The 14,699-nt window shown below is 72.5% G+C and carries 11 protein-coding genes; 7 read left to right on the top strand and 4 right to left on the bottom strand.

Going from position 1 to position 14,699, the window contains the following annotated elements; translation table 11 throughout:
- Nucleotides 1–256 precede the first annotated feature (256 nt).
- Nucleotides 257–637: an SMI1/KNR4 family protein gene (locus ACFWJ4_RS38190; RefSeq protein ID WP_380553116.1), complete on the top strand. Its 381-nt coding sequence runs from the start codon at nt 257–259 to the stop codon at nt 635–637.
- A gap of 113 nt (nt 638–750) precedes the next feature.
- On the opposite strand, the gene ACFWJ4_RS38185 is transcribed toward ACFWJ4_RS38190, so the two are convergent.
- Nucleotides 751–1,479: an HAD family hydrolase gene (locus tag ACFWJ4_RS38185; protein ID WP_380553113.1), complete on the bottom strand. Its 729-nt coding sequence runs from the start codon at nt 1,477–1,479 to the stop codon at nt 751–753.
- Nucleotides 1,480–1,599: 120 nt separating this feature from the next.
- On the opposite strand from ACFWJ4_RS38185, the gene ACFWJ4_RS38180 reads away from it, so the two are divergent.
- Nucleotides 1,600–1,806: a hypothetical protein gene (locus tag ACFWJ4_RS38180; protein ID WP_380553119.1), complete on the top strand. Its 207-nt coding sequence runs from the start codon at nt 1,600–1,602 to the stop codon at nt 1,804–1,806.
- Here the strand turns inward: ACFWJ4_RS38180 and ACFWJ4_RS38175 are convergent.
- Both ACFWJ4_RS38175 and mobF read right to left on the bottom strand, forming a co-directional pair.
- Nucleotides 1,734–2,192 (bottom strand): transposase, encoded by a 459-nt coding sequence (locus ACFWJ4_RS38175; RefSeq protein WP_380553111.1) that lies wholly within the window; start codon nt 2,190–2,192, stop codon nt 1,734–1,736. The genes ACFWJ4_RS38180 and ACFWJ4_RS38175 overlap by 73 nt on opposite strands.
- Nucleotides 2,193–2,213: 21 nt before the next feature.
- Nucleotides 2,214–7,262, bottom strand: coding sequence for a MobF family relaxase (mobF, locus tag ACFWJ4_RS38170; protein ID WP_380553108.1), 5,049 nt, complete (start codon nt 7,260–7,262; stop codon nt 2,214–2,216).
- A 352-nt stretch (nt 7,263–7,614) separates the two neighbouring features.
- On the opposite strand from mobF, the gene ACFWJ4_RS38165 reads away from it, so the two are divergent.
- Complete coding sequence (locus ACFWJ4_RS38165) at nt 7,615–7,992, top strand: hypothetical protein (protein WP_380553105.1); 378 nt, start codon at nt 7,615–7,617, stop codon at nt 7,990–7,992.
- Between the two features lie 511 nt (nt 7,993–8,503).
- On the opposite strand, the gene ACFWJ4_RS38160 is transcribed toward ACFWJ4_RS38165, so the two are convergent.
- Nucleotides 8,504–10,381 carry a DUF4157 domain-containing protein gene (locus ACFWJ4_RS38160; protein ID WP_380553102.1) on the bottom strand — a complete coding sequence of 626 codons (1,878 nt, stop codon included), beginning with the start codon at nt 10,379–10,381 and terminating at the stop codon, nt 8,504–8,506.
- 430 nt (nt 10,382–10,811) lie between these two features.
- On the opposite strand from ACFWJ4_RS38160, the gene ACFWJ4_RS38155 reads away from it, so the two are divergent.
- From ACFWJ4_RS38155 to ACFWJ4_RS38140, 4 genes are all read left to right on the top strand, one after another.
- The gene (locus ACFWJ4_RS38155; protein WP_380553099.1) at nt 10,812–11,681 is read left to right on the top strand and encodes a nuclease; all 870 of its coding nucleotides are present in this window, start codon (nt 10,812–10,814) and stop codon (nt 11,679–11,681) included.
- Between the two features lie 243 nt (nt 11,682–11,924).
- Nucleotides 11,925–12,104, top strand: a complete 180-nt coding sequence (locus tag ACFWJ4_RS38150; RefSeq protein WP_380553096.1) for a hypothetical protein — start codon at nt 11,925–11,927, stop codon at nt 12,102–12,104.
- Nucleotides 12,105–12,124: 20 nt separating this feature from the next.
- A complete protein-coding gene (locus ACFWJ4_RS38145) occupies nt 12,125–13,819 on the top strand; it encodes a GMC oxidoreductase (RefSeq protein ID WP_380553093.1) in 1,695 nt (564 codons plus the stop codon).
- Between the two features lie 120 nt (nt 13,820–13,939).
- Nucleotides 13,940–14,656, top strand: a complete 717-nt coding sequence (locus ACFWJ4_RS38140) for a hypothetical protein (RefSeq protein WP_380553090.1) — start codon at nt 13,940–13,942, stop codon at nt 14,654–14,656.
- Nucleotides 14,657–14,699 lie beyond the last annotated feature (43 nt).

Genomic DNA, 14,699 nt, shown 5'->3' with positions numbered 1-14,699 from the left:
AGCACGATCTCACGGGCGCTCCGACTGTACCTGGAGCCCAGGCCAAGCCAATTCGTCACTCTGCGTTGCCATTTCACGGAAGTTGAGCCAGAACCCCTGAAGAAGCAGCGATTCGTCAGCGGAATGGGCAGCAGTTGGTGATCTTGGGCGCTGTGGTTGTTCACCAGGTATGACGTCGCCGTTGGCTAAGCTCGCGGCCATGTGGAGACAGTCGGTGCAGGAAGTCTTTCCTGATGCAGGGCTTCGGGAGCCGGTCATGGCGTCCGACATCGTCGAGGCCGAGAGGCGGCTCGGGCGAGCTCTGCCAACGGACCTCGAACAACTGCTGCTGGAGAGCAACGGGGTGCTCGGCCACGCTCACGTGGACACGGTCTGGACCATCGATCAGATCGTCGAGCAGAACCTCCGCTTCTGGTCCGATGAGACCTTCGCCCAGCTCTACATGCCCTTCGACGCCCTCATGTTCTTCGGCGACAACGGGGGCGGTGATCAGTTCGCCTTCGTGCAGAAGCCGCAGCGCCCGAACGTGTTCGTCTGGGAACACGAGAGCGACAGCCGTAGGTGGGTGGCCAACAACCTGCGTGACTACCTCGGGCGTTCGCTGCGCGTCGGCGGAGACGACTGGTACCGGCAGTAACCGAAGCGATCCCGATACTCATGAGCCGCCGGCTGGCCCGGCGGCGAGCGTGAACCGTCCCGGGGTGGGTCCGGGCCTTCACCCGTGAAGGCCCGAACCCACGATCGAGGGCGTCATACAGCACGATCTGGTTCGCGGAACGGTTGAGGATCCGCAGCACGCGATACCCACGTGGCGTCCCGGCTCCCCCCGGACACATACGCGCCGAATACAGAGGTATCGAGATCCTTGAGGGACTCCAGTACCAGCGTGGCAATCGCAAAGCGAGGATCGCAGCGATCAGCGGCCTCGGGAACTGCGACGACCGTCATCCGGGCTGACACGCCGGCGAGGACGCCGTTGAGCGAGTCCTCGATCACAATGCATTCGTCGGGTGACGCGCCGAGGGCGGCGGCTGCGCGGAGATAGGCGCCCGGGTGGGGTTTGCCGTGTTCGTCGTCTTCGGCCGAAAACACGGCATCGAAAGATCGGTCAAGGCCGGTGCTCGCGAGCGCATGCCGAATCACCGACTCCGGCGAAGACGACACGACGGCCATCGCCCTCGATGCACGCGCGCACGCCGCGACGGCGTGTTCGGCGCCGGGTTTCAGCGCCACTGCCTCCAGCCCACGGCACACGGCGGCCACGATCTGCTGCTCGACGTCGTCGGGGTCGGCTTGAATGGTGGCCCGATCGAACCAGTAGGCCACCATGTCCCTTTGCCGCAGCCCGCGCGTCGCCGCCTGCATCTCCGTTGTGAGGTGCAGGCCAAGCGGACCGAACACTTCACGCTTTGCCGCGTCCCAGATCGGCTCGGAGTCGATCAGAAGGCCGTCCAGGTCGAATAGGACAATCGGTTGCATCGGTTGCTCTTTCGTTTGCTCTTTCGTTGGCGATCACGCGAGGACGAGACCGATTCGCTGCCCCGCCGTGCATGAGCAGATGGTGCTGTGGTCGATGACGATACTCATGAGCCGCCCGGCATGGACACGACCTTCGAACCCGGCAGCGGCTTCGCTCGCGCGACGCTCCACGTCATGTGGGTCTACAAGTACGCGCGTTACGACCCCCCGGCGATCCGCACGGAGGCGAAGAACATCGCGGTGCGGTTCAAGAACTACTTCTGCGCGCATCCCACGAGCCCGAACCCCCTCGTGCAGGCGCTGCTCGCCGAGCTGTGGAACGCGTGAGCCGTCCCGAACGCGTGAGCCCTCCTGGCTCGACCCTGTCGGAGATCTTGGTTGATCGTGCTCAAGTACCAAGGGGTTCGACAGGACTTCGGCCGGGGTACGCCGTTCTCGTCCAGGAGGGTCCGGAAGGCGGTCGGCGGTCCCGGTGACGGGGCTTCGCCACCGCCTGGCCGGCCGCTGGGCCGTCCGATGTTCACGGCGATGGCTGTGCGTACGTGCTGCGGGTGGGCTTTCGGCCAGCCTCGGTAGCGCCAGCGGCGCATGCCGTGTCCGTGGGCGAACTCGTCGATGATGCCCTCGATACCGGAGCGGACCGCGTAGCGGGCCTTCCAATCGGGTGTCTGCTGCTCGGTGCGGACGCGGACCTGCAGGTCCCGGCCGGTCACCTCCCCCGGCCGGAAGCACCGCTACCGCCGGTAGGAGGACGGGACACCGTCGTGGGGCAGGTGTTCGCGGCATCGGTGCACCGTCTGCGGACCACCCGGCCCGGCCTGCCGGCGCACGACGGTCTCCCGCTTCTCGGCCCGGCGCCGCCGGACGGCGGGCAGGCGTTCGGCCGCCTCGCGTCCGCGCTCGTCGACCGGCATCGCCGTACGCGCCCGCTGTTCGTCGCGCAGGGCGTCGACCCGCAGGCGAAGGCGGCCGGCCCGGTCGCGGTACTCGCGGGCGGTGCGGTGGTGGTGCCGGGCGTCCTGGTCCGCGATCCGGCGCAGGTGGTCGCGGTAGGCCTCGGCGCGGCCGCCGATCCGTGCCCACAGTTCGAGTGCGGCGTCGACGTCGGTGAGGTCGCCGATGTCGGCGAGTGCCTGGGCGCGGACGGTCCGGTGGTGGTGCTCGGCCTGGAGCAGGGCCTCGAACTCCGCCTGACGGGTGCGCTGCAGCTCGACGAGGTCTTCGCGCTCGCCGTCCCGGAGCGCGGGACGGCCGGACGGGTCGGCGGCGGCGAGTTCGGCGGCCAGGCGGGCCCGGCGGCGGGCCAGGTCGGCGAGTGCGGCGTCGGCCGCGAGCAGTCGGCCGTGGCCGGTGACGCGGTCGACGAGCGCCCGGACCTGCTGGTCGATGCGGCCGCCGGCGAGCATCCGTGCCTCGGCGCGGGCGGCACGGTCCTCGGCGTCGGCCACGGCCCGGTCCAGGCGCGCGGCGTGGTCGAGGGCGCTGCGCAGAGCCGCGTCGAGTTCGGTGTCCGACCAGCCGCCGAACGGGCGTTCCCGCCAGGCGGGCACGCCGGCCCGGACAGGGCGCCGCCGGTCGGAACGCTCGGCGGGCGGCCGCGCGCGAAGCCGTTCGGCGGCCCGGCCGCGGGCGGCGTCGGCCCTGGCCCGCAGGCCGTTGGGGGCGGTGCGGGCCAGTCGCCGTTCGGCGGCGGCGAGCGCGTCGTCGGCCCGGCCGGCCAGGGCGGTGTGCGCGTCCGCCCGGGTCTGCAGGGCGGCCGCGCGGGCGCGCTGGTCGTCGGTGGCGGCCGTCCGGCGGGCGGCGTCGGCGCGGACCTGGTCGTCGTCGGCCCGTTGCCGGGCGCGGGCGGCCAGGCGCCGGGCCGCGTGGACGGCGGCCAGCGCGTCGGCGGCCCCGGCCGCTTCGACGCGGGCGGCCCGTCCGCGTAGGACGGCCTGCCGTCGTTGCTCCTCGTCGACGACGGTCGGGGCCGGACGGTTGCGCCAGGCGGTGATCGCCTGCTGGGCGAGGTCGTGGTCAGCGGCCTGGATCGGCTCGGCGGGACGGTCCCCGAGCGCCCGCGTCTCGTGTCCGTGGTCCCACAGGTCGCGGTAGGCGGCGACGAGCGCCGCCGCCCTGTCCCAGAGCGCGCGGTGGGGGTGGGCCGGGGCGGGTGCGGGGCCGAGCACGTCGAGCCAGGTGGGGCCGGTGGCGGCGAGTTCGGCGGCGTGCTGCTGCTCGTCGGGCAGGAGCTGGGCGGCGCGCCACAGGCCGCGCTGCTCGGTGCGCGCGGCGGCGGGGGCGTCACCGGTGGCCCGGGGGGCGCGCAAGCCGGCCAGGTCGCGCCAGCCAGCGGCGGCCGCGATCCGGTCGGCCCACGGTCGGGCCCGGTCGGCGTCGGCGGGTTCGGGCCCGTAGGCGGCCGCCCAGCCGGTGCCGGTGTGGGCGTTCGCGCGGGCGCGGGCGGCGAGGCGTTCCGCCCGGACGGTGGCGTGCGCGGCGAGGTCGTGGGCGAGGGTGACGCGCCGGTCACCGGGGTCGGCGTGGGGCAGCACCAGGCCCATCGCCTCCAGCAGCGCGGCGCCGGGCCGGGCGCAGGGCGGGGCCCAGTAGGTCGGGGCGGTCGCGGGGCGGGGCGCGCCCTCGGGCCGGCGGAAGCGCTCACCGCGGTGTTCGACCAGGGCGTCGAGGCGGGCGACCACGATGGCGGCCAGGTCGCGCAGCGGACGGCCGGTGCGGTGGTCGGTCTCGTTGCCCCGCTCGTCCGCCCAGGCGGCGCGCAGGAGCCGGTCGGTGTCGTGGCCGTCGTCGGCCAGGCGCGCGCAGCGGGCGCGCAGGGCGGGCCAGGCCTCGGCGGCGGCCAGGCGGGAGGCGGCGCGGCCGCCGAGCAGCGCGGCGATCGCCCGCTGCGCGGCCTCGGCGTTGAGTTCGTCGAGGACGTGGACGAGGCGGCTGGTGGAGGTAGCGAGGGACTGGGCCTGCTCCTCCTGGCGGCGGGCGGTGGCGCTCGCGGAGAGCCGGGTGCCGTCGCGCTCGACGACGGCGTGCCAGATCTCGCGGGCGGTGCGCGGGTGGCCGGGTTCGCCACTGTCCCCGTCGGGGGGCTCCTGGGTGATCAGGTAGGCGTGGTTGCCGTAGCGGCCGCGGGTGAGGGCCGGGTAGACGCCGTTGCGGTTCCAGCCGGTGTCGAGCAGGGCGCGGCCGACGTCGACGGTGACGCCCTGGCAGCGCGCGGAGGTGATCGCGTAGCCGAGGTCGACGGCGTCGGCGACGTAGGCCGGGGGCAGGGTGACGGTGCGGCGGGTCCGCTGGTGGCGCACGGTCAGGGAGCCGTCGGCGCCGACGGCCTCGACGGTCCAGGTGTCGCCGTTGCGCACCCACTGGCGCCGGTCGGCGGTGGCGAGGCGGCGGTCGTTCACCCGGGTGACCACGATGTCGCCGGCGCCGGCGCGCCCGCGGGCGCCGAGGTCGGCCGTGCGCCGGTCGTCCACCAGGCCGCGGGCGATGCGGTCCTCGCGGGCGAGGCGGGACAACTCGGCGACGGCAACGCCGGTGGCGGCGATCATGACGGAGGTCAGGCCGTCCTCGACGTCCCGCCGCCAGTCCTCGAAGAGCCGGCGCATGACCGGGGCGGCCGGGCCGCAGTGGATGCGCCCGCGCAGGTCGTACGCGTCGAAGGCGGCGCCGGCGTCGCCGATGGACAGCCGGCGGGCCGCGTCGACCTCCCACTGGCGGACCGTGCCGCCCGGGTCGCGGAAACGGCGGACCTCGGTGAGGCGGACGACGGCGTCGGGGACGGTCTCCTCGATGTCGGCGAGCGCGCCGCCCGCTCCGGGCGAGCCGAGCTGGCGCGGGTCGCCGATCGGCAGCAGCCGCCCGCCGGCCTGCCGGACCTGGCCGAGCAGCGCGGCGAGATCGGGGGTGGAGGCCTGGCCGGACTCGTCGACGATGACGATCGTGCCGGGCTGCAGCGTCCAGTGGCGCAGGCCCCGCCCGTAACGCTCGGACATGGTCCGCCACCTGGCGATGTTCTCCGCCCGGATGCCCGCCTCGGCGGCGAGCAGGTCGGCCTGGACCTGGCCTCCGGCCAGCCCGATGACGGGGATCCGATGGGCATCCGCGACCTCCCGTACCAGGCGCATGATCGTGGTCTTGCCGGTGCCGGCGGGGCCGACCACCCACGTGGCCCGGGTGTCCGCTCCGAAGACCCGGCGCACCGCCTCGCGCTGCTCGTCGGAGGGCGCGAAGCCCCGCCCGCTCTCGCCGGCCGCGAGCACCCGGTCGACCTGCTCGGCCGTCAGGCGGTGCACCGGCACGGGGGTCGTGGACGCCTCGACGAGGCTCCGCTCGGCGGCCCGGATGCCGTGGGAGGTCCACACCCGGGAGCCGATCTCGGCGAACAGCGACGGACGGTCGTCGCAGCGGGCGTACCGGGCGGGCAGGGGGACCGCGTCGGGCGGGGTCAGCAGCTCGCACCGGACGGGGCTGAGGACGCCGTCGACGACGCGGACGAGGAGCCGGTGGTAGTCCTCGCGCAGGTGGGCGCCGACCGCGGTGAGCCGGCGGCACGCCTCGGCCTCGACGTTGGCGCGCGTCCAGGTCGCGCGATGGCTCTCCAGCTCGGCGAGCACCGCGTCGATCGCCTTCGGAACGACCATCGGGTCGGGGCCCGGGACGGGGTGGGCGGCGCAGGTACGGGCGGCGGCCCGCAGCAGCTTGTCAGGGCGTCTGATGCCGTACGCCTTGGCGCGGCGGCGCCACTGCCGGCGCTCGCCGTCGACGGTGGTCGCGGTCTTCGCCGGACGGGACTCGAGGGTGGCGGCCTGGGCCAGCTTGTACTGCTCGGCGCGCTCGGGCGCACGGCCCTCCCGGACCGTGAACTGCGCGATCATCCCGGTGAGGGCCCGCTCGGTGGCCTCGCGGCGCTGGGAGAACCCGCGCACCGCGCCCAGGGGCACTCCGAGGAACTCGCGCACCGGCTGCTTCGCGGGCCGGATGCTGTCCTGGCGCACCCCCGCGCGGATGCCGAACTCGGCGTGCATCTCGCGTTCCAGCTCGGCGGTGTAGGCCTCCGAGAGGGAGACCGCGATCCGGTGCAGCTGGCGCGCGTCCAGGGCCAGCCAGCGGCCGTCCGCCGACCGCACCTTGCTGCTGATCGCGAGGTGCCGGTGATAGGCCGGATCGCCCGCCCGGCTGCTGCGGTGGACGAACACGCAGGCGATGAAACCCCTGGCGCGGACCTGCACCTGGGAGGCGGGCGTCGGGCCGGTCCGGGTGATGCAGGCCTCGCGCTCGACCCGTTCGAAGACCCGCCGGAAGGCGCGCCCCTCGACGGCCTCCAGCCGGGCCCGCTCCTCGTCGTCGGCGCACCCCCACAGCACGCTGAAGCTCTTCACCGGGGAGAACACCATCTCCCACCCGCACCGTGCGGTCCGGTTGCCCTCCTTCTCGGCCTTCGCCCGCAACTGGAGCAGCCGCTCCCCGGTGGCCTGCGGCTCGGCCGCGGCGTACCTCTCGTACAGCTCCTCGGCGCTCGGGTAACGGCTCCAGCGCCGGCCGAGCGGGCTGCCGTCGACCGGGCTCAGGGCGTCCTTGAACAGGGCGTCGGCGGCCTCCTGGGTGACCCGCCGGCCGGCGATGCCGAGCTCGGCCGCCTGCGCCCCGAGCCACACGCCGGGGGTGTCCCCGCCTCCCTCCCAGTGGGCCGCCAGCGACCGCGCACCGGTCCTCACGTCGTCGCCGGCGACGGTGGAGAGCAGGTAGTCGATGCCGCTGCCCGCACTGATCGGGTGAAGGGTGATCACCGGCCGGCCCCGGGCCCGTCGTGACGCGTCGGAGCGCCGACGACGTACCGGCCGGTCCGGCGGCCGACGGAGCAGGGCACCTGGCGCACTCCTTCGGGAGCGACGGCGGATAGCAAGAGGTGTGCTGTTCTTGATCAGGCTAGTTGCCCGTTCGCTCTCGCTTCGGCATCTCGTCCGTGTCCGCTGCTCTTCCTCGATCGCCTCTCTCCCCTCCTGGTCGACTCTCCGTCGCCTTCCGATCTGCTCGTGATCGGGCAACTCCGGAACGCGTATTCCTTCTGCCGGGCGACAACGCGGGGCGGCTCACCCGAAGGTGCTGTACTCGGGCACGGTGGGACGCCAGGATCGCGCCATGACCTCACACAGGAACGAGCAGATGATCGACCGGCGCGCGGCCCTGAAGCGGCGCCAGGAGCAGGAACGCGAAGACCTCCGGCAGCGACAGACCCGCCAGACCTCCGCCCTCACCGCGATCGACCGCGCCAAGGAGCGGGTCGAGCTGGCCCAGGGAGAGCTCGCGAGGGAACTGGAGAAGGCCGTACCGCTCTTCGACGGCGACATCGAGGAACTCGCGGAGACCGCCGGGATTCCCAAGCGCGACGTACAGGCCGCGTTGAAGGGGCGGAAGGACATCTCCGCCCGCATGGCGGAGCTCACCTTCCCCTCCCCCGCAGCAGCCCCGGCGAGCGGCGAAAAGCAGGACACCCAACGCGACCCGGCCGACGCCTGACCACCGCACCGAACGGTCCGCTGCTGTCCGCGCTTCTCACCGACCCCGGCGGCGCACTCGTGCGACGCCCCACCGCTCTCGTGCAACTCGCGCAGGACATGCCCCCGGCCGTCCTCGCCCCCCATGCTCGGCCTCGACCTCATCACCCTCACGCGATGGCGCTCCCGGGCCGCGACCGACTGGACCGCCTACCTCCGGGCCCGGAGTGCGACGTCATCACCTTCGCCGGGGCGATCCATCGGATCGACATGCGGTTCCGTTCGGGAAGTGCCGACCCCGGGCCTACCGGCGGCGCGCTGCCTGTCGGGCCCGCCTCGCAGCGTGACGTCAAGCCGTTGCGGAAATCGGCGGGCTACCGGACGGTATGACGCTTGGACGTCACCTTCCAGGCCGTGTGGAACCAGAACTCTCTGGAGGTGGGCCCGTGTCAACTCTGTACGTACTGCCATGACCTTCGCCGTCGACCCCGCGATGTCGGCCCGGTGGTGGGGGAGGCACCGGCCGGCACAGGTCAGGCGGTCGCGGCCGGGGCGGGCTCGGTGGAACCGGCCTGCCGGTGCGCGTACCGCTCCTGGGCCAGCGCCTCCACCCGCTTGCGGAACGCCGACTCCGGCCCCGTGCCCCACTCGTGCATCATCACCAGCAGCTGGTTGAGTACCGTGTCGTACTCGACGAGCGTGCTGCTGCCCTCCGGGATCCGGCTCGCCAGCTGCGAGAGCCGCTCGTAGTCGCCGTCGGCCGTCAGTTTGGCCCTGAAGTTGGCGACGTACGTCGAGAGCTTGTCGCCCTTGGCGTAGTTCAGCTTGTTCTTGATCAGCGCGGTGTGCGATGCCGCGATGGTGGCGCTCTCCCGGGCGAGCAGTGCTTCGAGTTCGCCGATCCGGGCCGTCCGGTGCTTGGCCAGGGCGATGGCCTCCGCCTCGCTCATGCTCAGCGGGAGCATCAGCATGACCGCCGAGTTCCCGTACGTCCGGTGCGTGGCGACGTGCGTGAGCTCGTGGACCAGCGACCCCGTGCGCTCGACGGTCCCGTCCGGCTGGGTGAGCCCGTGCTTGACCGTGTAGGCCTGCCCCGCCGGCCCGCCGAGCTTGGCACCCGCGCCACCGGCCTCGAAGTTGACCTGGTCCGTGCCGGTCAGCACCTCGGTCAGGATCCGCTTCAGGGTGCCGTCCGTCAGCGTGTCGCGCAGCGCCTCGATGCGCGCCAGGTCCCGGCGGACGAGGTAGGCCTTCTGCTCCGGGGTCAGCGCGTGGACCGCCCGGCTCATGAGGTCCTGGACCAGGGCGCTGAGAACTCCGAGGTCCTTGCCGTCCGGCGTCGCCGCGTGCCTCGCGAGCAGGTCGTTCGCCTCCATGAGGTGGACGAACCCGCCGGACTCGTCGTCGCGCCGCTGGTAGCGCTCCAGGCAGTCGTAGATGGGCTGCTCCTGCCGGGCCTGGCGCATGGCGGTCTCGACGGCGACGTCCAGGGCCATCCCGTTCTTCTCGGTGGCCGCCTCGTTCATGAGATCGAAGGTCGCGTCCTTGCGCGGGCCGTCCTTCAGCTCCCCCTGGGCCTTGAGGCAGAGTTGGACGATCGTCTCCAGTTGCTGCGAGCGGGCGGAGAACTGCTGTTCCGGAATCGCGTGGAACCGCTCCAGCGCCGCGTCCAGCTTCTTCAGCGCACTGGGGCGGATGCTCTTCTTCACAGAGCTGCGCTGCTTGAAGGCCTCCACGCTCATCAGACGGGCGATCGGCAGGGCCTCCGAGGGCCGGCTCCCCCGTTCGGGGGCCGGCACCGCCGAGGCCGGCGCCACCGCGGCCGTCCCGCTCCCCGCCATCACCCGCCGGGCGTTGGCCTCGGCTTCGCGTTCGAAGCGGTCGGAGGGGTCGGACACCCGCAGGCCCGCGCCGTTGTCCGTGCCCGCGACCGGACCCCGGCGCTGCTGGATGACGTGCGTCAACTCGTGGGCCAGGGTGTGCTTGTCGCCGCCACCGTCACCGAGCACCACATGGTGGCCGCTGGTGTAGGCGCTGGCGCCGACCTCGGCGGCGGAGGCCTTGGCGGCGCTGTCGTCATGGATCCGGACGTCGGAGAAGTCGGCGCCGAAGCGGTTCTCCATCTCGGTGCGGGTCGCACCGTCGAGCGGCCGACCGCCGGTCCGCAGGACCTCGAACACGGTGGAGCGCTGCACCGCGAACCGTGCCGAATCCCCCTGTGCGAGGTGCCCGGCGTGCAGCACCCCGCCCCGGCGCATCATCTGCACGACGGCGGCGTTCCCGACCGAGGCCTGGAGCGCGAGCAGGCTCCGCCCGGTTGCCGGAATCTCCGCCGCCGGCCGCTTGGACGCAGCCGTACGCTGCGCCGCCTGCGGTCCGGCCCGCTGGTCGTCGCGTTCCTGTGCTCGCACTGCCGCTCCTGACCCCGGGTGGCGACGACGTGGCCGGGGCGCCACGGTGGCCACCGCACACTCACGGCCCAGGATCCCACCCGGCTCACCCGGCAAGGACGGCCGTGCCCCAAAGGGCAGCGAACTCTGCCCGAAAGCCCCTCGCCCGCCGGGCCGCACCGCTTCCTCGGCCGCCGACTTCGGCCGGCTCTCCGGAACGACCGCCCACGGCGGGGGCGGGTCGACCGGGGGCGGGTCGGCCAGGGCGGCGCCCGTCACGCCCGGCCGGTCGAACCTGCCGTCCACCCGTCGGTGGACGGCAAGGGCGGGGCTACCGGCAGCGGGTCCGCTTCGGCGCCGGCCGCCTGCCAACTCGCCGACGGGACACTTCCATGGTTTGCCGACGAATCACCTCACAATGGGTCGCAACTCGACTACGAGAGGCGACATCATGCCGATGATCCTCATCAAGGGCAGCTACCTGATCAAGGGCTTCGAACCGGACGGCGACACCATCCGCTTCCTCCCCGACGACCCCACCCTCTGGTCCAAGGTCCCCGGCGGGGTCAAGGTGAGGGACGGCGGCGCCAGCTTGCGGCTGGACGGGATCGACGCCCTGGAGACGCACTACCAGGGCGTCGGCCCCGAGTTCGCCCACCAGCCGCTCGACCTGGGCGCCCACGCCGCCCGGGATGTCCTGCTGGCCTGGCTGGGCTTCACCGACGTCCAGCGGGGAGGGGACGAGAAGGTCACCTCCGCCACCCCGGAGACCGTATCCGGGTACATCCTCGCCAGCGGCGCCGACAAATTCGGCCGCTGCATCGCGTTCGTCGGCAGGGGCACGCCGGACCCGGACACCGCGAGCGGAACGTCGGTCATGGTCACCGTCCCGATGCTGCACCAGACCGCCAACCACGAACTGCTGTCCCGTGGCCTGGTCTACCCGACATTCTTCTCGAACCTGCCGGAGGAACTGCGCCTCGACATGGCCGCCACCGCCCGACAGGCACGGGCCACGAAGGCGCCCGACAGCGTCTGGGCCAACGACGTCACCCACACCGGCGCCGTGATCGAGGACCTGGGCAGCCTCACCGACCAACTGGTCATCCTGCCGAAGCTGTTCCGCAGCCTGGCCGACTACCTGCGGCTCTTCGGCCCCTCCCTCGACGCCTTCCCCGCCTTCCTGGCCGGCAAGGACGACGAGTACTTCTTCTCCGACCCGAGGTTCACGACCAAGGGCCTGCAGCACGTCGTCGACGTCATCGGCAACACCGTCAAGCTGCGCCCCGCCATCGAGGACATCGTCTTCCTAGAGAAGTGAACGGGAGGACGCCCGCCATGCCACCCACTGCCGACTTCCGCGGCCTCTCCGAGCACCTCACCGGTACGGCCCCGCTCGACGCCCGGCTCTCCGACGCCTTCCAGCAACGCGTCCTCGCCGCCTACCCCGCCGATCTCCCCCGCCTGCTCACCGCCTGGACCACCGCGACGGGCGCGCCGGACCCGGGCAAGGCCCTCCAGGACGCCCTGGACGCCGACGCCGCGCTCGCGCTCACCGCGCGCCGTGATCACGGTCTGGTACACCGGGCTGTTCCCCCACCCGGACGAGACGCCGGATCCCCCCGGCACCTCCGCGCAGTGGCGCTCCGGCCTGATCTGGACCGTGATCGAGGCCCACCCGGGCTCCGCCGCACCGCAGCCGCCCCAGCCCAGCGGGTACGGCCACTGGACCCAGCACCCCTGAGCGAGCGAGGAACCGACCCCATGGACTTCGATTTCGACCTGGTCGTGGTGGGCGCCGGCGTCGCCGGGCCCCTCACCGCCTGCACCGTGAAGGCCGCGAAACCCGGCGCCCGCGTCCTGATCCTGGACGCCGGGAACAACGGCCTCGACGAGACGCAGCGCGCCGCGTTCGTCGAGGCCTACCAGCTCTCCCCCGGCAAGGGCGTCCCGACGCCGTACGCCGATCTGCTGAACAACAAGGACGGCTTCGCCCCCTCCCAGGACGGTGTCGGCAATCCGGTCGTGATGAACCAGTACTACGACCAGAGCGGAACCACCGACCTGTTCAAGAGCGGCTTCCAGCGCATGACCGGCGGCAGCACCTGGGCCTGGCGCGGCAACACCCCCCGCTGGCTCGCCAACGACTTCCGGCTGAACACCGTCTACGGTCGCGGAGCGGACTGGCCCTTCGACTACGACGAGTTGGAGCCCTACCTCGTCCGGGCCGAACAGGAGTTGGGCGTCTCGGGCGACGACGCCGAGTGGGCGTCCCTGACCCGGCGCAGCGCCGACTTCCCGATGCCGGCCATCGCCCCGAGCTACGGGGACCTGGTCGTCCGCGAGGCGCTGGCCGGCATGCCGCCGATCGACAACGTCGACGTGGTCCCGATCACGACCCCGCAGGCCCGCAACTCCCGGGAGTACCAGGGGCGCAGCTCCTGCCAGGGCAACTCCAGCTGCCTGCCGATCTGCCCGTCCGGGGCCAAGTACGACGCCGGGCACCACGTCGGCAAGGCGGTCGCGCTCGGCGTCGACCTCAAACCCGCGTGCGTGGTGACCAAGGTGGTGCCTCAGCAGGACGGCTCCTCCACCGTCGTGTTCAAGGACTGGACCACCGCCGACCTCGCCGAGCAGAGCGTCACCACCCGGCAGCTGGTGCTGGCCCTCAACGCGGTCGAGATCCCCAGGCTCTGGCTGATCTCGGGCCTGCGGAACACCAGCGACCAGGTCGGCCGCAACCTGATGGACCACCCCACCGACGAGGTGGTGGGCCTGCTCGCCGAGCCGGTCTTCCCGTTCCGCGGTCCGCAGAGCACGCTCGGCATCGAGAACTTCCGGGACGGCCCGTTCCGCAAGGACACCGGGGGCTTCCGGATGACGATCGGCAACGACGGCTGGGGCCGTACCCAGTCACCGGAGGCCGCGCTCGACGCCCTCATGTGGGACAAGGCCGCCCGGAAGATCCTGCTGACCGGCGCGAAGCTCCAGGAGGCCGTCAACCACCGGGTCACCCGGATGCTGCGGTTCAGCTACTCCACGGAGCAGCTGCCCGACCCGGACAACCGGGTCACGCTCTCCGACAAGCTCGACGTCCTCGGCCTGCCCCGCCCGAAGATCGCCTACCGGGTCGACGCCTACTCCAAGGCCGCGCTCACCTACGGCCACAGCGTCGCCCACCGGATCTGGCAGTACCTCGAAGGCACCGTCGGCGCCACGGAGATCGCCCCCGCCGCCCCGGCCGGGACGTACAAAGGCTCCGGCCACCTGATGGGCACCATGCGGATGGGGACCGCCGCGGCGGACTCCGTGGTCGACCCGTCCGGTCAGTCCCACGACCACCCGGGCGTCTGGGTCGTCGGCTCCGCCGTGTTCCCCACCGGTGGCACCTCCAACCCCACCCTCCAGCTGGCCGCCGTCACCCTGCGCACCGCCGACGCCCTCGCCGCCGCCCTGTAGGGCGGCGGGGCTGCCGAACGACCGGGGCGCGGCACCTCCGAGGGTGCCGCGCACCGGTCGTTCTGTGCTCGGCCCGCATCCACCACTCGGCGGCCGTGGCGGAAGAGGGAGCGCGGGGAGGTGTTCGGCGGCATCGGAGAGGAAGACGTGCAGCGGCGCCGGCTGTTCGGGCTGGTCGGTCACCGGTCGCCGCCGGCGGCGCGCACCCGGGCGAAGACATCGCTGGCCGGGGTCCACTGCTGGCCGCCGATGGGGGAGGCGAGGGAGGCCATCGCCTGCCCATCGCCGGTGCCGGAGACGATGAGCTCGCGGATGAACTCGGCGAGGGCGGCGAAGACGAGGAAGACGAGTCGGCCGCGGTGTGGTGGTGTCCAGGCGCTCGTGCAGCGAGCAGCAGGCTGCCACCGGACCGGCGCCGATATCCTCGCGGACGTGATCTACGAGGGAACGACAGGCATGGATGAGGGCGCACCGACAACAGCGCGCCTCCGCGACGTGCTGAACCGTGCCGGGCGCGTCGTGATCGCCGAAGGATCTCCCGACGAGGCGGACTCCACCGGCGTGGCGCGGATCGTGGTGACCGGTGCTGAGATTGCAGAGCTGGCCCGAGTGCTGTCCATTGTGGACGGCGGTACCGGCGACCGATGCCTGTGCAACGGCTGGCCCAGGATCACAGTGCACGACGTCGAGGGCAAGCCGATCGCCTGTTGGACGCTGCACCACCAATCCCGTCTTCGAGGAATCGGTGACTGCGATGCCGACCTTCAGGACGGTCCAGCACTCACCCCCTCTCTGTCAGCCTTGGGTGAGACATCCCGCTTTGTCGGGTTAGCCTGAGGGGGCCCGAGTAGGAGTTCCACCCCTGATGACCAGCAGTAAT

The sequence above is a fragment of the Kitasatospora sp. NPDC127067 genome (assembly GCF_042724755.1).
Classification (GTDB): Bacteria; Actinomycetota; Actinomycetes; order Streptomycetales; family Streptomycetaceae; genus Kitasatospora; species Kitasatospora lactacystinica.
The sequence above is the reverse complement of the archived record's forward strand: the minus strand, read 5'-3'. Positions and strand labels throughout refer to the sequence as shown.

Bases quoted from the DNA above. Each gene is read 5' to 3' on its own strand.
- ACFWJ4_RS38165 (WP_380553105.1), top strand. From the start codon at position 7,615: ATGACCTCACACAGGAACGAGCAGATGATCGACCGGCGCGCGGCCCTG.
- ACFWJ4_RS38180 (WP_380553119.1), top strand. From the start codon at position 1,600: ATGGACACGACCTTCGAACCCGGCAGCGGCTTCGCTCGCGCGACGCTC.
- ACFWJ4_RS38145 (WP_380553093.1), top strand. From the start codon at position 12,125: ATGGACTTCGATTTCGACCTGGTCGTGGTGGGCGCCGGCGTCGCCGGG.
- ACFWJ4_RS38155 (WP_380553099.1), top strand. From the start codon at position 10,812: ATGCCGATGATCCTCATCAAGGGCAGCTACCTGATCAAGGGCTTCGAA.
- ACFWJ4_RS38185 (WP_380553113.1), bottom strand. From the start codon at position 1,479: ATGCAACCGATTGTCCTATTCGACCTGGACGGCCTTCTGATCGACTCC.
- ACFWJ4_RS38190 (WP_380553116.1), top strand. From the start codon at position 257: ATGGCGTCCGACATCGTCGAGGCCGAGAGGCGGCTCGGGCGAGCTCTG.